Origin of the sequence: Pseudomonas huaxiensis, assembly GCF_003231275.1 — a bacterium.
GTDB classification, from domain to species: Bacteria; Pseudomonadota; Gammaproteobacteria; order Pseudomonadales; family Pseudomonadaceae; genus Aquipseudomonas; species Aquipseudomonas huaxiensis.
Window position 1 is genome coordinate 92,638 of record NZ_QKVL01000018.1, and the last position, 17,246, is coordinate 109,883.

General features: G+C 63.6%; 12 protein-coding genes, 1 tRNA gene and 1 pseudogene. 8 read left to right on the top strand and 6 right to left on the bottom strand.

Annotation, left to right across the window (positions count from 1 at the left end; genetic code table 11):
- Nucleotides 1-25: 25 nt before the first annotated feature.
- Nucleotides 26-910 carry a pseudouridine synthase gene (locus DM374_RS19095; RefSeq protein WP_110971292.1) on the top strand — a complete coding sequence of 295 codons (885 nt, stop codon included), beginning with the start codon at nucleotides 26-28 and terminating at the stop codon, nucleotides 908-910.
- A 71-nt stretch (nucleotides 911-981) separates the two neighbouring features.
- Here the strand turns inward: DM374_RS19095 and DM374_RS19100 are convergent, their stop codons facing one another.
- Both DM374_RS19100 and acnA read right to left on the bottom strand, forming a co-directional pair.
- Nucleotides 982-2,547: a methyl-accepting chemotaxis protein gene (locus tag DM374_RS19100; RefSeq protein ID WP_095157990.1), complete on the bottom strand. Its 1,566-nt coding sequence runs from the start codon at nucleotides 2,545-2,547 to the stop codon at nucleotides 982-984.
- Between the two features lie 321 nt (nucleotides 2,548-2,868).
- The gene (gene acnA, locus DM374_RS19105; protein ID WP_110971293.1) at nucleotides 2,869-5,568 is read right to left on the bottom strand and encodes an aconitate hydratase AcnA; all 2,700 of its coding nucleotides are present in this window, start codon (nucleotides 5,566-5,568) and stop codon (nucleotides 2,869-2,871) included.
- Nucleotides 5,569-5,816: 248 nt separating this feature from the next.
- Between acnA and rlmM the strand changes: the two genes are divergently transcribed.
- Nucleotides 5,817-6,881 (top strand): 23S rRNA (cytidine(2498)-2'-O)-methyltransferase RlmM, encoded by a 1,065-nt coding sequence (rlmM, locus tag DM374_RS19110; RefSeq protein ID WP_110971294.1) that lies wholly within the window; start codon nucleotides 5,817-5,819, stop codon nucleotides 6,879-6,881.
- 27 nt (nucleotides 6,882-6,908) lie between these two features.
- On the top strand, nucleotides 6,909-7,151 hold the full coding sequence (gene tusA / locus DM374_RS19115) for a sulfurtransferase TusA (protein ID WP_095157984.1): 243 nt from the start codon (nucleotides 6,909-6,911) through the stop codon (nucleotides 7,149-7,151).
- Between the two features lie 4 nt (nucleotides 7,152-7,155).
- On the opposite strand, the gene DM374_RS19120 is transcribed toward tusA, so the two are convergent.
- On the bottom strand, nucleotides 7,156-8,547 hold the full coding sequence (locus DM374_RS19120; RefSeq protein ID WP_225422539.1) for an MATE family efflux transporter: 1,392 nt from the start codon (nucleotides 8,545-8,547) through the stop codon (nucleotides 7,156-7,158).
- 158 nt (nucleotides 8,548-8,705) lie between these two features.
- Here DM374_RS19120 and pdxB point away from each other — a divergent pair, with 158 nt between their 5' ends.
- Nucleotides 8,706-9,851, top strand: a complete 1,146-nt coding sequence (gene pdxB / locus DM374_RS19125) for a 4-phosphoerythronate dehydrogenase PdxB (protein WP_110971296.1) — start codon at nucleotides 8,706-8,708, stop codon at nucleotides 9,849-9,851.
- Nucleotides 9,852-10,479: 628 nt separating this feature from the next.
- Here the strand turns inward: pdxB and DM374_RS33505 are convergent.
- Nucleotides 10,480-10,653, bottom strand: coding sequence for a PA1571 family protein (locus DM374_RS33505; RefSeq protein WP_177431578.1), 174 nt, complete (start codon nucleotides 10,651-10,653; stop codon nucleotides 10,480-10,482).
- A 246-nt stretch (nucleotides 10,654-10,899) separates the two neighbouring features.
- Between DM374_RS33505 and DM374_RS19130 the strand changes: the two genes are divergently transcribed.
- The 4 genes and pseudogenes from DM374_RS19130 to DM374_RS19140 all read left to right on the top strand — a co-directional run bounded on the left by DM374_RS19130 (nucleotide 10,900) and on the right by DM374_RS19140 (nucleotide 16,480).
- A complete protein-coding gene (locus DM374_RS19130; protein ID WP_110971297.1) occupies nucleotides 10,900-12,660 on the top strand; it encodes an ABC transporter transmembrane domain-containing protein in 1,761 nt (586 codons plus the stop codon).
- Between the two features lie 797 nt (nucleotides 12,661-13,457).
- Nucleotides 13,458-13,568, top strand: a pseudogene (locus DM374_RS34380) (hypothetical protein); the annotation flags it as partial.
- A gap of 228 nt (nucleotides 13,569-13,796) precedes the next feature.
- Nucleotides 13,797-14,501, top strand: a complete 705-nt coding sequence (locus DM374_RS34385; protein ID WP_404821345.1) for a methyl-accepting chemotaxis protein — start codon at nucleotides 13,797-13,799, stop codon at nucleotides 14,499-14,501.
- Nucleotides 14,502-14,884: 383 nt separating this feature from the next.
- Nucleotides 14,885-16,480: a malate:quinone oxidoreductase gene (locus tag DM374_RS19140; RefSeq protein WP_110971299.1), complete on the top strand. Its 1,596-nt coding sequence runs from the start codon at nucleotides 14,885-14,887 to the stop codon at nucleotides 16,478-16,480.
- A 122-nt stretch (nucleotides 16,481-16,602) separates the two neighbouring features.
- Here DM374_RS19140 and DM374_RS19145 read toward each other — a convergent pair whose 3' ends face one another.
- Together DM374_RS19145 and DM374_RS19150 are read right to left on the bottom strand one after the other, a co-directional pair.
- A complete protein-coding gene (locus DM374_RS19145) occupies nucleotides 16,603-16,971 on the bottom strand; it encodes a glycine zipper domain-containing protein (RefSeq protein WP_110971300.1) in 369 nt (122 codons plus the stop codon).
- Nucleotides 16,972-17,107: 136 nt separating this feature from the next.
- Nucleotides 17,108-17,184, bottom strand: a tRNA-Pro gene (locus DM374_RS19150).
- Nucleotides 17,185-17,246 lie beyond the last annotated feature (62 nt).

Genomic DNA, 17,246 nt, shown 5'->3' on the forward strand with positions numbered 1-17,246 from the left:
CGGCCATCAGGTCGTGAGTGTTTCCATGAGTGCTTCCTTCAACCCGGCCCAGCATCAGGCCAGCACGGTTTGCCTGCCGCCGGGCAACTGGGTCAGCGTGCTGGATTGCCTGTGCGATCACTTCAAGGCAATCAGCCGGGAGCAGTGGCTCGATCGCATCGCCCGGGGGCGGGTGCTGGATGCCCAGGGCCAGCCGGTTGGCGTCGATCATCCTTATCGTCCCGGTTTGCGCATTCACTATTTTCGTGAAGTCCCCAACGAGAAGCCGATTCCGGTGCTGGAGCACATTCTCCATGCCGACGAGCACCTGGTGGTGGCTGACAAACCGCATTTCCTGCCGGTGACGCCGACTGGCGAGTATGTCGAACAGACCTTGCTCCGCCGCCTGATCCGTCGCCTCGACAACCCTCATCTGGTGCCGCTGCACCGTATCGACCGGCACACCGCCGGGCTGGTGTTGTTTTCCGCCAACCCGGACAGCCGTTCGGCCTACCAGCAACTGTTTCCCACCCGACGTATCGACAAGCAGTACCAGGCCATCGCGCCGGCCTTGCCGAACCTGAATTTCCCTCTGGTGCACAAAAGCCGCATGGCCAGCGGCGAGCCGTTCTTCCGCATGCAGGAAGTGCCCGGCACGAGCAACAGCGAGACCGTGGCCGAGGTGCTGGAGAAGAATGGCGAGCTTTGGCGCTATGGCTTGTCGCCTGTCACCGGCAAGACCCACCAGTTGCGAGTGCATATGGCGGCGCTCGGTGCGCCGATTTGCAACGACCCGTTCTATCCGGACGTGCTGCAGGGCGAGGACGACTACGCCAGGCCGTTGAAGCTGCTGGCGCGGAGCCTGCGTTTCGAGGACCCGCTGACGGGCGAGGTGCGCTATTTCGAGAGTCGCTTGTCGCTGGATTGGTAAGGCCCTGACGCCGAAATGAAAAAGGCCCGGGAAATCGCTTTCCCGGGCCTTTTCGTTTCACCGTTGCGCGCTTAGCGGTTGAAGCGTTCCACCAGCGAGTACTGGGTGGTGGCGGTGAGGGTCAGTTCTTCGCTGAGCAGGGCCGAATGCTGGGCCTGCTCGGAAGTCTGGTCGGCCAGCGCCGCGATGGTGCTGATGTTGCGGCTGATCTCCTCGGCCACCGACGTCTGCTGCTCGGTGGCGGCGGCAATCTGGGTGGTCATGTCGGTGATATTGGCCACCGCCTCGCTGATGCCCACCAGCGCCTGGTCCGCTTCCATGACCCGGGCCACGCCTTCTTCGGCCTGACGGTGTCCGGCTTCCATGGTTTGCACGGCGTTGGATGCGGTCTGCTGCAACTTGGCGATCAGGCTGTGGATCTGCCCGGTGGATTCGCTGGTGCGCTGTGCCAGTTGGCGGACTTCGTCGGCTACCACGGCGAAGCCACGGCCCATTTCGCCGGCGCGGGCAGCTTCGATGGCGGCGTTGAGTGCCAGCAAGTTGGTCTGGTCGGCGATGCCTTTGATGACATCCACCACGCCGCCGATTTCATCGCTGTCGCGGGCCAGTTGGGTGACGGTCTGGCCGGTTTCGCCCACGGCAGTGGACAGGCGCTGGATGGCGTCGCGGGTTTCTCCGGCAATGCTGCGGCCACGGTCGGTCAGGCGGTTGGCGGCCTGGGTCGCGTCAGCGGTGCGCTGTACGTGGTTGGCCACTTCCTGGGTGGTCGCGGCCATTTCGTTGACGGCGGCGGCGACCTGTTCGGTCTCGACGCGCTGGCGCTCCAGGCCCGACGAGCTGTTGTGGGCCAGGGCATCGGACTGCCGGGCTTGCTCGTTGAGGTGTTCGGCGGTGTCCTGCAGGCGGGTCAGGCAGGTCTTCAGGCGCGCGTCCTGGCTGAGCATGGCCATTTCCAGGCGGGCCTGGACGCCACGGCTGTCGGTGAACATCTGGGCGATCAGCGGGTCGGACGTGGTCTGTTCGGCCAGGCGCAGCAGGCGCTTGAGGCCCCGTTGCTGCCAGCTCAGGCCCAGCAGGCCCAGCGGCACCGAAAGTGCGGCGGCGAGAGCGAAGCCCCAGGAGTGACCCAGCCAGATGCCGATCAGGAAGCCGATCTGGCTGACCATGATGAACGGCAGCCAGTCCTGTAGTACCGGCAGCCACTTGTCGCGGCGCGGGATGGCCGACTTGCCATCATTGATGCGCTTGTACAGCGCCTCGGCGCGGCGGACCTGCTCGGCGGTCGGTTTTACCCGTACCGACTCGTAACCCACGATCTGGTTGTTGTCGTAGATCGGCGTGACGTAGGCGTTTACCCAGTAGTGATCGCCGCTTTTGCAGCGGTTCTTGACGATGCCCATCCAGGGCAGGCCTTGCTTGAGGGTGGTCCACATGTGGGCAAACACCGCAGGCGGCACGTCCGGGTGGCGAACCAGGTTGTGTGGCGCGCGCATCAGTTCGTCCCGGGAGAAACCACTGATCTCGATGAAAGCTTCGTTGCAGTACGTAATGACACCCTTGGCATCGGTAGTCGAAATCAACCGTTGTTGGGCAGGGAAAGTCCGTTCGCGCTGGGTAATCGGCTGGTTGTTACGCATAAGCTGTTCAATCCGCAAGGCTTTCGCGTGGTATCGGCTAACGCGCGAAATTATTGAATGAATATTTGGGTTTTATTGATCCCGCTCAATATTCACTTGAGGCGGGTGAGTTACGCGAAGTCGTCACGTTCATGTAATTTGCGCGCATTCTTTCATATTTTCGCAACATAAGTCAGGGTGTGACCGACGGTTCATAGTGGTGCGAGGCGTGGAGAGGTGAAAAATACGAAGTGCAATAGGCGCCGGTCAGCACGCCGGGGAATGGCGGCCAAGCGCTAGAAAACCTGTCGACTAGCGCCTGGTCGCCATTACCCACTCTTCTCAATGGCCAATCAATTGCCGCAACACATAATGCAGAATGCCGCCCGCCTTGAAGTACTCCACTTCATTCAAGGTATCGATGCGACAGAGCACGGCGATGGTTTCCTGGCTCCCGTCCTCGCGGCTGATACGCAGGTGCAGGCTCATCCGCGGCTCGATATGCGCACCGGTAAGGCCGAGGATATCGATCTGCTCGCGGCCGCTGAGCTTGAGCATCTTGCGGTCCTGTCCGGCGCTGAACTGCAGTGGCAACACGCCCATGCCCACCAGGTTGGAGCGGTGGATACGCTCGAAGCTTTCCGCCAGCACCGCTTTGACCCCCAGGAGGTTGGTGCCTTTTGCGGCCCAGTCGCGGCTGGAGCCGGTGCCGTATTCCTGCCCGGCGATCACCACCAGCGGCGTGCCTTCATCGCGGTAACGCATGGCGGCGTCGTAGATCGCCAGTTTTTCGCCGCTCGGGATGTGCAGGGTGTTGCCGCCTTCCTCGCCGCCGAGCATTTCGTTGCGGATACGGATGTTGGCGAAGGTGCCGCGCATCATCACTTCATGGTTGCCGCGCCGCGAGCCGTAGGAGTTGAAGTCGCGTGGCTCCACGCCCTTGTCCCGCAGGTAACGCCCGGCCGGGCTGTCGGCCTTGATATTGCCGGCGGGGGAGATGTGGTCGGTGGTCACCGAGTCCCCCAGCAGCGCCAGAATCCGTGCGCCGTGAACGTCCTCGATGGTCGGCGGCGGGCCGGAAATCCCTTCGAAGAACGGCGGATGCTGGATGTAGGTGGAATCGTCCTGCCAGACATAGGTCGCGGCTTGCGGCACTTCAATGGCCTGCCATTGCTCGTCGCCGGCGAAGACCTCGGCGTATTCCTTGTGGAACATCGCCGTGTCCACCTGGGCAACCGCCGCGGCGATTTCCTGCTGGCTCGGCCAGATATCCCGCAGGTACACCGGCTGGCCGCTGGCGTCATTGCCCAGCGGGTCGCGGGTCAGGTCGACGCGCACGCTGCCGGCCAGGGCGTAAGCCACCACCAGCGGCGGCGAGGCCAGCCAGTTGGTCTTGACCAGCGGATGGACCCGGCCTTCGAAGTTGCGGTTGCCTGACAGCACCGACGCCACCACCAGATCAGCCTTGGCAATGGCGGCCTCGATCGGGTCGGCCAGCGGCCCGGAGTTGCCGATGCAGGTGGTGCAGCCGTAGCCCACCAGATCGAAGCCCAGTTCGTCGAGATAGCGGGTCAGGCCGGCGGCGTCGTAGTAATCGGTCACGACCTTGGAACCGGGGGCCAACGAACTCTTCACCCAGGGCTTGCGTTGCAGGCCCTTTTCCACGGCCTTTTTCGCCAGCAGGCCGGCAGCCATCATCACGCTGGGGTTGGAGGTGTTGGTGCAGGAGGTGATCGCGGCGATCACCACGGCGCCGTCTTTCAAGGCGTGTTCCTGGCCGTCGAGGCTGAAGCGCGTCTCGCCGGGCTGGTCGCTGTCGGTGCCGCTGTTGGCGCGCCGCACGTTCAAACCGAGGAAATCATCGAAGGCCTGGCTGACGCCGGGCAGGGCAACCCGGTCCTGTGGCCGCTTCGGTCCGGCCAGACTGGCCTGCACCTCATGCATGTCGAGCGCCAGGGTGTCGCTGAACAGCGGTTCCTGGCCGGGCAAGCGCCACAGGCCCTGGGCCTTGCAATAGGCTTCGACCAGTTCCACGGTTTCCGCCGGTCGGCCCGACAGGCGCAGGTAATCCAGGGTGACATCGTCCACCGGGAAGAAGCCGCAGGTAGCGCCGTACTCCGGGGCCATATTGGCCAGGGTGGCGCGGTCGGCCAGCGGCAGGTCGGCGAGGCCGTCGCCGTAGAACTCGACGAATTTCCCCACCACACCTTTCTTGCGCAGCATTTGCGTGACCGTCAGCACCAGGTCGGTGGCGGTGATGCCTTCGCGCAGCTTGCCGGTGAGTTTGAAACCGATCACCTCGGGAATCAGCATCGACACCGGCTGGCCGAGCATCGCCGCCTCGGCTTCGATACCGCCCACGCCCCAGCCGAGCACGCCGAGGCCGTTGATCATGGTGGTGTGGGAGTCGGTGCCGACCAAGGTGTCGGGAAAGGCATAGGTGCGACCGTCTTCCTCACGGGTCCAGACGGTGCGGCCGAGGTATTCCAGGTTGACCTGGTGGCAGATGCCGGTACCGGGCGGCACCACGCGGAAGTTGTCGAACGCGTTCTGGCCCCAGCGCAGGAAGGCGTAGCGTTCGCCGTTGCGCTGCATTTCAATATCGACGTTTTGCGCGAAGGCGCTCGGGGTGGCGTAGCGATCGACCATCACCGAGTGGTCAATCACCAGGTCCACCGGCGACAGCGGGTTGATCCGCTGTGGATCGCCGCCCGCCAGCGCCATGGCTGCGCGCATGGCAGCCAGGTCAACCACCGCCGGCACGCCGGTGAAGTCCTGCATCAACACCCGCGCCGGGCGGTACTGGATCTCGCGGTCCGAGCGGCGCTCGCGCTGCCAGTCGGCGAGGGCGGTGAGGTCGGCGCCGGTGACGGTCTTGCCGTCTTCCCAGCGCAGCAGGTTTTCCAGCAGCACCTTCAGCGACATCGGCAGGCGCTGCAGGTCGCCCAACTGGCGGGCGGCCTCGGTCAGGCTGTAGTAGTGATAAGGGCGGCCATTCACCGCCAGGGTCTTGAGGGTTTTCAGGCTGTCGAGCGAGGGCATTGACCAACTCCTTCTGAGTCGGTGAGCGGCCTTGCTGTCGCCGCTTCATCGGCTCTGTGACGATCCGCACGGCACGGACCTGGCTGAACAGTCAGGTTAGTCCTGTTTCATCGACCTGACCCTTTACTGGACCGGCGGGGCATGTCGCCAGTTCCGAAACTCCTTTATCATTCGCCGATTTTCACCGGGGCAGCATGTCCCCGGTCAGGGCTGGGGCGCATCGGCTGCCAGCCGTTCTGGAGTGAGTGATGAATACCCTGTTCATGCATTGCCGGCCCGGTTTCGAGGGCGAGGTCTGTTCCGAGATCAGTGAACACGCCGCGCGTCTTGGCGTTGCCGGCTATGCCAAGGCCAAGCCGCAGAGCGCCTGCGCCGAGTTCATCTGCAACGACGCCGAAGGCGCCGAGCGGATGATGCGTGAGTTGCGTTTCAACCAGTTGATCTTCCCTCGCCAATGGGCGCGCGGCAGCTTTGTCGAGCTGCCGGAAACCGACCGCATCAGCGTGCTGCTGGAGCATCTGGCGGACTACCCGGTGGCAGGCAGTCTCTGGCTGGAGGTGATGGACAGCAACGACGGCAAGGAGCTTTCGACCTTCTGCCGTAAGTTCGAGGGCCCGCTGCGCAAGGCCTTGCTCAAGGCCGGACGTCTGGTCGAGGACGGCCCCGGCGCGCGGCTGTTGCTGACCTTCGTCAGCGGTCGTCGGGTGTTTCTCGGCGTGGCCGACGCGGGCAACTCGGCGATGTGGCCGATGGGCATCCCGCGCCTTAAATTCCCCCGCGAGGCGCCAAGTCGCTCGACCCTCAAGCTGGAAGAGGCCTGGCACCACTTCATCCCGCGCGACCAGTGGGACCAGCGTCTGTCCGATGACATGACCGGCGTTGACCTCGGTGCCGCGCCGGGCGGCTGGACCTACCAACTGGTCCGCCGCGGCATGCTGGTGACCGCCATCGACAACGGCCCGATGGCCGAAAGCCTGATGGACACCGGGCTGGTCCAGCACCTGATGGTCGACGGATTCACCTGGAAGCCCAAGCAGACCGTGGACTGGATGGTCTGCGACATCGTCGAGAAGCCGGCGCGCACCGCGTCGATGGTCGAAGAATGGCTGGGTGGCGGGCACTGCCGCGAGGCGGTGGTCAACCTGAAACTGCCGATGAAGCAGCGCTACGCCGAGGTGCGCCGCCTGCTGGACCGCCTCGAGGAAGGCTTCAAGGCGCGCAAGGTGAAGGTCTCGATCGGCTGCAAGCAGCTCTATCACGACCGCGAGGAAGTGACTTGCCACCTGCGCCGGCTCGACCTCAAGGCGCGCTGAATTCGCTTACTGATTACGGAGTCCCGAATGACCGATCTCACCCCTGATGCCGTGCTCGACGCCACCGGCCTGAATTGCCCGGAGCCGGTGATGATGCTGCACCAGCACGTGCGCGACCTCGCCGCAGGCGGCTTGCTCAAGGTCATCGCCACCGACCCCTCGACTCGCCGCGACATTCCCAAGTTCTGCGTGTTCCTGGGGCATGAACTGGTGCAGCAGCAGGAAGAGGGCGGCACCTACCTCTACTGGATCCGCAAGAAACTCGACTGAGCCTTCAGCGTCCCGCCCGGCGAATATGCCGGCGCGTGCTGCGCGCGAGGCGGATCGACAGCATCAGCGCCGCGCAGGTCAGGCCGGCGATCAGCCCTTGCCACAAGCCGCTTGGGCCGCTGGCCGGGCCGAAGACATCGGTCAGGCCGAGCAGGTAGCCGACCGGCAGACCGATGCCCCAGTACGCGAACAGGGTCAGGATCATCGTCACTCGGGTGTCCTGGTAGCCGCGTAGCGCGCCGGCGCAGATCACCTGGATGGCGTCGGAGAACTGGTACAGCGCGGCGAACACGATGAGCATCGCGGCAATCTGGATAACCGTGGTGTCCGGGGTGTAGATCCCCGCGATCTGCTCGCGCAGCAACAGGATCAGGCTGGCCGAGAACGCGGCGAACACCAGTGCTGTGCCCAGCCCGACCATGGCGGCGAAGCGCGCCTGGTACGGGTCGCCGGCACCCACCGCCTGTCCGACCCGCACGGTCACCGCCATCCCCAGCGAATACGGAATCATGAACAGCAGCGAACTGATGTTCAGGGCGATCTGGTGCCCGGCCACCACGGTTGGGCCGAGGCTGCCGATCAGCAGGGCGATCGCCGCGAAGATGCTCGATTCGGCAAACACCGCGATGCCGATTGGCAGGCCGATGCCGAGCAGGCGCTTGATCACTGCCCATTGCGGGCGGTCGAGCCTGACCAGTACGCGGCTACTGGCGTAGGCCGGGGCCCAGCGGCTCCAGGCGGCCATGCTCAAGGCCATGAACCAGCCGACGATACCGGTGGCCCAGCCGCAACCGACACCGCCCAGCGCCGGCATGCCGAAGTGACCGTAGATCAGCACCCAGTTCAGCGGGATGTTCAGCAACAGCCCGCACAGACCGATGACCATGCTTGGCCGAGTGCGGCCCAGGCCATCGCTGTAGCAGCGCAGCACGTAATACAGGGCGATGCCGGGGAAACCGAAGGCGATGCCTTGCAGGTAGCCCATGCTCGGACCGATCAGTTGCGGGTCGACCTTCATCAGCCGCAGGATCGGTTCGGCGCTGAGCAGCATGGCGCTGGACAGCAGGCCCACCACCAGCGCCAGCCACAGAGCCTGGCGTACCAGCGGGCCGATTTCGCCATGCTGGCCGGCGCCGAAGCGTTGCGCCACTTTTGGCGTGGTGGCGAGGAGGATGCCGGTCATCAGCAGGTACACCGGAATCCAGATCGAGTTGCCCAGTGCTACCGCGGCCAGGTCCTCCGGGCTGACCCGGCCTGCCATCACCGCATCGACGAAGCCCATGGCGGTGGTCGCCAGTTGCGCGACGATGATCGGCGTGGCGAGGTGTAGCAGCCCGCGCGTTTCGGCGCGTATTCGGGCGGGGCGGGAGAGGGTGGTTGTAGCGGAAAGGGTCACTAGGCGGTCGTCCGGTGGCAGTGTGCGGAAAACCGGGCAGTCTACGCCCTGACGCATTGGTCAGGAAATGGGGGGTTGGATGTGCAGGTCGATCGCAACACCTTGTAGCCCCTTACCCACTCCCGGCCCTACACTGCGCTCCCCCACAGGAGAGCACCATGCTGATAGTTGCCGACGAAAACATCCCGCTGCTCGATGCCTTCTTTGCCGGGTTTGGCGAGATCCGCCGCTATCCCGGCCGGTCCATCGACCGCGACTGCGTGCGTGATGCCGATGTGTTGCTGGTGCGCTCGGTGACCAAGGTCGACCGTGCTTTGCTGGAAGGCAGCCGGGTGCGCTTCGTCGGCACCTGCACCATCGGCACCGATCACCTGGATCTGCCGTATTTCGCCGAGGCCGGCATTCACTGGTCCAGCGCGCCGGGCTGCAACGCCCGTGGGGTGGTGGATTATGTGCTGGGCAGCCTGTTGACCCTCGCCGAGCTGGATGGTGCAGACCTGGCGTCGCGCACGTACGGTGTGGTTGGTGCCGGCGAGGTCGGCGGGCGACTGGTCGAGGTGCTGCGCGGGCTGGGTTGGAAGGTACTGGTCTGCGACCCGCCGAGGCAGGCGGCGGAGCGCGGTAATTATGTCGGTCTGGAGCAGATTCTCGCCGAGTGCGATGTCATCAGCCTGCATACCCCGCTGACCCGCTCGGGCGAGCAGGCCACCTGGCACCTGCTCGACGCCGAACGTCTGGCGAGCCTGCGTCAGGGCGCCTGGCTGATCAACGCCAGCCGTGGTCCGGTGATCGACAACATCGCGCTGCGTGAGCTGTTGCTGGATCGCGAAGATGTGCTGGCGGTGCTGGACGTCTGGGAAGAAGAGCCACAGGTGGATTCCGAGCTGGCTGACCTTTGCGTCATCGCCACTCCGCATATCGCCGGTTACAGCCTCGACGGCAAGCAGCGCGGCACGGCGCAGATCTACCAGGCGTTCTGCGCCTGGCGTGGCGAAACGGCGCAGGTCTGGCTTGCCGATTTGCTGCCGCGCCCGTGGCTGGCGCGGCTGGAGTTGCAGAGCGACAGCGACCCGGTCTGGGCGCTGGCGACGCTGTGCCGGGCGGTCTATGACCCGCGACGCGACGATGCTGATTTCCGCCGGAGCCTGAGCGCTGATCCGGCGCAGCAGCGGGCGAACTTCGACTTGTTGCGCAAGGGCTATCCGGTGCGGCGGGAAATCGAGGGGCTGCGGGTGAGGATCGACGGGGAGTCGGCGGCGTTGCGGCAGATTGCGTTGGCGTTGGGGTGTGTGTTGGAAAACTGACCGGCGCGCCCCGCAGAAGATTTTTCACTGAGTACGGGGGGGCGGTGATCTTTGGGGTTGGGCTTTGGTTTTGCGAGCTCTATTCGATGCGGCAGCCTCGCCACATCGAATGGACAAATACGCAACATAGATACTCAAAAGCCCAAAGATTATCCCCCAGAGAACGGATATCTATACATCTTGTGGTTGTATGAAGGCCGTGAAGAGCCAGTCAGGAAACCGGGTAATGGCGACCAGGCGCTAGCCGACTGGTTTTCAGCGGTCTTAAGATCGAGCGCCGCCCGCGCGGCGCATCGCGAGCAAGCTCGCTCCTACATTTTTTGCAACGCGCCATGGCCTGTGGGATTGGCGTTGCCAGCTTTGGTGCATGGCTGAAGAGTGCGGAGCGGCTGAGGCGTCAGCCTCGAAATCGAGTCGTACAAACAAGGCGGTCAACTATGGCCGGGCAGGCATAGGTACGTTGCAACCAATGTAGGAGCGAGCTTGCTCGCGATGCGCCGCGCGGGCGGCGCTCGATCTCAAGGCCGCTACCATTCAAAAAGTTGTGTAGATGCCCAGCCCCCAGGCCCCCCACAAAGAACCAATAAAAAACCCGGCGCAGGCGCCGGGTTTCGAATGAGGTGGAGCTTCAGCTCTTCTTCGCCGGTGCGACCCGGCTTTTTTCCAGTTCGCTGCACGCTTGCTGGATCATCTGCTCGGTGATCGGGATCTCGCGCCCTTGGGCGTCGATGATCGAACCGTGCACCGGTACAGGTTGTGCCGAACGTTGCTGGGTATTCGCGCTGCTATGTTGCAAGCTCATTTCCTGTCTCCTCTTCAGGTGGCTAGCCTAGATTAAATCCGCGTGATGACCGGTCTGTTACAACTCCATCGCCGTTCACATCATGCGAGCAATCAGTCCACCAGAAAGTTCAGTGCAGAGCCAGAGGCCCTTTAGACCGATCCGGTCTATAGCCTGCGCCCCTGCGTTGTAAACCCCCGTGCTCAATGGCGGCAATACGCCTCCCGGGTGTAGGCTGCACGGCAGATCCGACAGACGGCAGTCCTCATGTTAAATCCGCTTTCCTCGCGTCAGCGCCAGGCCTTGCAGCTAGCCTGGCGTTTCGTTCGTCCATACCGCAAACAGTCGTTGCTCGCCTTGCTGGCGCTGGTGGTGACGGCGGGCATCACCTTGTCCATGGGCCAGGGTATCCGCCTGTTGGTGGACCAAGGTTTCGTGACCCGCTCGGCCGACCTGCTCGGTCAGTCCATCGCGTTGTTCATGGCCTTGGTGCTTGCCCTGGCGGTGGGGACGTTCGCCCGTTTCTACCTGGTGTCTTGGATTGGCGAGCGGGTAGTGGCCGATATTCGCCAGCAGGTGTTCGATCACCTGATCAGCCTGCATCCCGGCTTTTTCGAACACAACCGCAGTTCCGAAATCCAGTCGCGGCTGACCGCCGACACCACGCTGCTGCAATCGGTGATCGGCTCGTCGCTGTCGTTGTTCCTGCGCAACACGCTGATGGTCCTGGGTGGCATCGTGCTGCTGTTCGTCACCAACCCCAAGCTGACCAGCATCGTGGTGTTGGCGCTGCCGCTGGTTGTGGCGCCGATCCTGATCTTTGGCCGTCGGGTGCGCTCGTTGTCCCGTGAGAGCCAGGACCGCATCGCCGATGTTGGCAGCTACGTCGCCGAAACCCTCGGTCAGATCAAGACGGTGCAGGCCTACAATCACCAGCCACGGGATCGCCAGCGTTTTGGCGAAACCGTGGAAGCGGCTTTCGCCACGGCGCGCAAACGCATCGTCCAGCGCGCCTGGCTGATCACCCTGGTGATCGTGCTGGTGCTGGGGGCGGTGGGTGTGATGCTCTGGGTCGGTGGCATGGATGTGATCGCCGGGCGTATCTCCGGTGGCGAGTTGGCCGCTTTCGTCTTCTACAGCCTGATCGTCGGCAGCGCGTTCGGCACTGTCAGTGAAGTGATCGGCGAGCTGCAGCGTGCCGCGGGCGCCGCCGAGCGCATTGCCGAATTGCTCGCCGCGCGCAGCGAGATTGTCGCTCCGCAGGACGGTGGCGTGCTTCTGCCGCCACGGGTGAGCGGCCGGCTGGAATTGCAGGCGGTGCACTTTGCCTACCCGTCGCGCGCCTCGCGACCTGCGATCGATGGCCTCGACCTGACCGTCGAGCCTGGCCAGACCCTGGCGCTGGTGGGGCCGTCCGGAGCGGGCAAGTCGACGCTGTTCGACCTGTTGCTGCGTTTCTACGATCCGCAACAGGGGCAGATCCTGCTCGACGGCCAACCCCTGACCCGGCTCGACCCGCAGGAACTGCGCCGGCATTTCGCCCTGGTGGCGCAGAACCCGGCGCTGTTCTTCGGCAGTGTCGAGGACAACATCCGCTACGGCCGCGCCGACGCCAGTTTCGCCGAGGTCGAAGCCGCCGCTCGTAGTGCGCATGCCCACGAGTTCATCCTGCAATTGCCCAACGGCTACCAGACTCACCTTGGTGACGCCGGCCTCGGCCTGTCCGGCGGTCAGCGCCAGCGCCTGGCAATTGCCCGGGCCTTGCTGGTGGATGCGCCGATCCTGTTGCTGGACGAGGCCACCAGCGCCCTCGATGCGCAGAGCGAGTACCTGATCCAGCAGGCTTTGCCGACCTTGATGGCCGGGCGCACGACGCTGGTGATCGCCCACCGCCTGGCCACGGTGCAGCATGCCGATCGCATTGCGGTGATCGACCAGGGCAAGGTGGTGGCGGTGGGGACACACTTGCAGTTGATCGCCGAGAGCCCGCTGTATGCGCGGTTGGCGGAATTGCAGTTTGGCTCTTGATCCGGTTTTTTACAGTTATGTGACAGGATTTGTATCGACTGTCACATTTCTGTAGCAATCCCCTGAGAGTATCGATTTCAACTGTTGCGTAAGTGCTCGATGCAGTTTCGCTGCCGTCACCTGATGGCAGCTTTTTTTTGCCCGTGATTCGAGGACATGGATGTCTTTGGTCGGCGATTGCCGCCGTTTCCATCCTTTGTTCCGAGATCCCGCCGATGCCTCTGCGTACCTCCCTGAGAATGCAAATCCTCGCCCTGCTTGCGGGCAGCCTGTTGGCGATGCTGCTGATCGCCCTGGTCTGTTTCCGTTTGCTGTCCGCCAGTGTCGATGGCTACAGCCAACTGGTCAGTGGTCCGTTGCGGGCGTCGCAGCAGATCGATGAAGCCAACCTGCAATTCAAGATCCAGGTCCAGGAGTGGAAGAACGTGTTGCTGCGCGGCAAGCAGCCGGCGGACCTGGACAAGTACTGGCAGCAGTTCCAGGCGCAGGAGCGCCAGGTGCAGGACATCCTCGGCCAACTGGTGCGGGAGAACGCTGACGATGCGCCGTTGCACAACAGCCTTATGCAGTTGAAAGACAGTCACCGGCAGTTGGGCGAGGCCTATGCCCGTGGACGCGAGGCGTTTCTCGCGGCGGGGGCTGATCCGGCTGCGGGGGACCTGGCGGTCAAGGGCGTGGACCGTGCTGCCAGCGAGCAGATGAGTGCGCTGGTCAGCCAGTTGCGTGCCGCCTCCACGGCGCAGGCCGGGGAACTCAGCGAGCAGGCGCAGCGCACCGTCTGGCTGGGCCTGTCGATCATGTTGCTGTCGGCGCTGGCGATCGGTGTGTTCAGCCTGTGGCTGGTCAACCGCAGCTTGATCGAGCCAATCCGGCGCCTGATCGAATACGTCGCTCATCTCAGCCAGGGCCGTTTCGATGCCCGCGTTGCCAGCGATCGTCAGGACGAACTGGGTCGGCTGGCGGTGGCGGCCAACACCCTGCGTGACTTCCTTGCCGACACCGTCGGCCGTCTGCAGGACAACGCCAGCGAGCTGGAAAGCGCCAGTGGCGATCTGCGCACGCTGGCGGGCGGCATGGCCCGCGGGACCGACGACCAGTTCCAGCGCACCGATCAGGTGGCCACGGCGATGCACGAGATGTCGGCGACTGCCCAGGAAGTCGCCCGTCATGCCGCAGAAGCGGCAAGGGCGGCGGACGATGCTGATCACAGCGCCCAGGCCGGCGAGCAGGTAATGCAGGCGACCATCGACACCATTTCCCGGGTCAACCGGGAAATCGCCGGGACTGCCGGGGTAATCCGTCATCTGGAGCAGGACAGCGGACGCATCGGCAAGGTGCTGGAAGTGATCCGCGGCATCGCCGAGCAGACCAACCTGCTGGCGCTCAACGCGGCTATCGAAGCGGCGCGGGCCGGTGAGGCCGGGCGTGGTTTCGCCGTGGTTGCCGATGAAGTGCGTAACCTGGCGCAGCGTACGGCGTCGTCCATTGCCGAGATCAATCAGATCATCAGCGCGGTGCAGTCCGGCGCGGTGGAGGCGGTCAAGGCGATCGAGGCGGGCCAGGCGCAAAGCGAGGAGGGGGCCGAGCAGGTTCAGCGCGCGGGAGACATGTTGAAACGCATCACCCTGGCGGTGGAGGAGATCCGCGACATGAACCGGCAGATCGCCACCGCCGCCGAGGAGCAGACCAGCGTTGCCGAGGATATCTCCCGCAATCTGGTGGAAATCACCCGCATTGCTACCGACAACCAAGGTGCCGTGCAACGTACCGAACGCGCCGGCCATCGCCTGCACGAGCTCTCCGGGCAACTGGGTGCGGTGACCGCACGCTTGTCCGCTTGAACGTTTAAGCCTGGGGGAAATCCGCCACTTGCTGGCTAAACAGGCGGCAAGCCTGGCGGGATCCCGCCATGAAAACCGGTGAATATGGGGTGCGACCACACGCCTCGCCTATTAGCCGTTGGTCGAGCTGAAGTTGGCCCGTTTCATGCTTTAGGCCGGACAGCGCGGGCCATGTCCCGTGTTGAGACCAGAGGCTGCCGCGGCAGCCACGGCAAAGACCGCTCCCCGCTTCTCCGATACCCCAGCCATTCGCCAGTGCTGGGTCCGGCGCAACCGACCGGGCCTTGTGCATGTTAGGCATCGTGTGAGCAAAACCATAAAACCAGGGCGTGCACCCGGGTGCGGCGGTCAGGCCAATCACTTCACTTCAATTGGATTGAAATATGAAAAAAATCCTTTTGGCGCTCCTGTGCCTGAGCGTCATTGGTTGTTCCAAGCCCAGTGAACCGGAAAAGACTGTCGATGTGCTGCTGATCGGCGGCGGCATCATGAGCGCCAGCCTCGGGACCTACCTCCACGAACTCGAACCCCAGTGGTCGATCAACATCTATGAGCGCATGGACCAGGTCGCCGAAGAGAGCTCCAACGCCTGGAACAACGCCGGTACCGGCCACTCCGCCTTCTGCGAGCTGAACTACACCAGCGAAGGCGCCGACGGCAAAATCGACATCAGCAAGGCCGTGGCGATCAACGAACAGTTCGAAATCTCCAAGCAGTTCTGGGCCTATCAGGTCGAGCAGGACGTGCTGCGCAACCCGACGTCGTTCATCAACAGCGTGCCGCACATGAGCTTCGTCTGGGGTGACAAGAACGTCGAGTTCCTCAAGAAGCGCCATGAAGCCCTGCAGCACAGCTCGCTGTTCCGCGGCATGGAGTTCTCCGAGGACCACGCCCAGATCGCCAAGTGGGTGCCGATCGTGATGGAAGGCCGCGCCGCCGACCAGAAGATCGCCGCGACCCGCATGCCGATCGGTACTGACGTGAACTTCGGCGAAATCACCCGCCAGTTGGTGGGCTCGCTGACCAAGAGCGAGAACGTCAAGCTGCACGTGCGCCACGAAGTCCGCGACATCAAGCGCAATGCCGACAACACCTGGACCGTGGTCGTCGCCGATCTCGGCAACAAGGGCGTAGAGTCCAGCGTCAAGGCCAAGTTCGTCTTCATCGGTGCCGGTGGTGGCGCGCTGAAGCTGCTGCAGAAGTCCGGTATTCCTGAGGCCGAAGGCTATGCAGGCTTCCCGGTGGGCGGCCAGTTCCTGATGACCGACAACCAGGACATCGTTGCTCGCCACAAGGCCAAGCTGTACGGCAAGGCTTCGGTCGGCGCGCCGCCGATGTCGGTTCCGCACCTGGACACCCGTGTCATCGATGGCAAGGAAGTCCTGCTGTTCGGCCCGTTCGCGACCTTCTCCACCAAGTTCCTGAAAAACGGTTCGCTGCTGGACATGTTCGCGGCCCTGACCAGCCACAACATCATGCCGATGACCCATGCCGGTATCGACAACATCGACCTGAGCACCTATCTGATGGGCCAGTTGATGCTGAGCTTCGACGACCGCATGGCGGCGCTGCGCGAGTATTTCCCGCAGGCGAAGAACGAAGACTGGAAATTGCTGCAGGCCGGCCAGCGCGTACAGGTGATCAAGAAAGATCCGGTGCACGGCGGCATTCTGCAGTTCGGTACCGAGATCGTTGCGTCTGAAGACGGCAGCATCGCCGCGCTGCTGGGTGCGTCGCCAGGTGCTTCCACCGCTGCGCCGATCATGCTCAGCGTGCTGGAAAAGACCTTCAAGGACCGCATCAAGACCCCTGAATGGCAGGAAGGTCTGAAGAAGATCGTTCCGACCTATGGCCAGAAGCTCAACAACAACCTTGAGCTGACCAACAAGACCCGCGAGTGGACCAGCTCGCGTCTGGGCCTGACCTTCATGCCGGTGCTGCCGGAAGAAGTGGCGGCTGAGCCGGTGGCGGTTCAGTAAGGTAAGTAGTGCATCGCGAGCAAGCTCGCTCCTACAGGGTTTTGCATATTCCTTGTAGGAGCGAGCTTGCTCGCGATCATCGATGAACCCGTCAACCCAAACCTGACTGGCTCACCCCACAATCAATGCTTTTTCTTCTTGTCCCCAAGGTGATTGCCCAGCGCACCACCTGCCGCCCCGCCCAGGCCGGCGCCAATCGTCGCACCGGTGCTGCCACCGAGCTTGTTGCCCAGCAACGAACCACCTGCCGAACCCAGGCCGCCACCGACCGCTGCCTTGGCCTTGTTGCCTTTCTTCGCCGCTACGGCACCACCCGCCGCGCCGCCGACACCGGCACCAATGGCCGCGCCGGTGCTGCCACCGAGCTGCTGGCCGACCACGTTACCCAGTGCACCGCCCAGGCCACCGCCCAGTGCAGCAGTGCCATCGCCCGCGACGGCGCCTTGTGCGAACAGCAGGCCCAGAGTGACGGCGACAAAAGTCTTGCGCATGAAAAACAACCTCAAGGAAAAAAGCGTGCGATCAGGCACGCGAAATGGAGCACTCCGGGCTTGCCGGACCACTCCAGGAAAACGGGGGGCGTACACGAAAAAGCCCGCGAGAAGCGGGCTTGGACGATAAGCGATCTGGTCGGAGAGACAGGATTCGAACCTGCGGCCTTCTCGTCCCGAACGAGACGCGCTACCTGGCTGCGCTACACTCCGATGAGGAAAATTCTACTCAAAATATTTCCATGAACAAAGCAGCTTCGAGCTGGAAGCTTCAA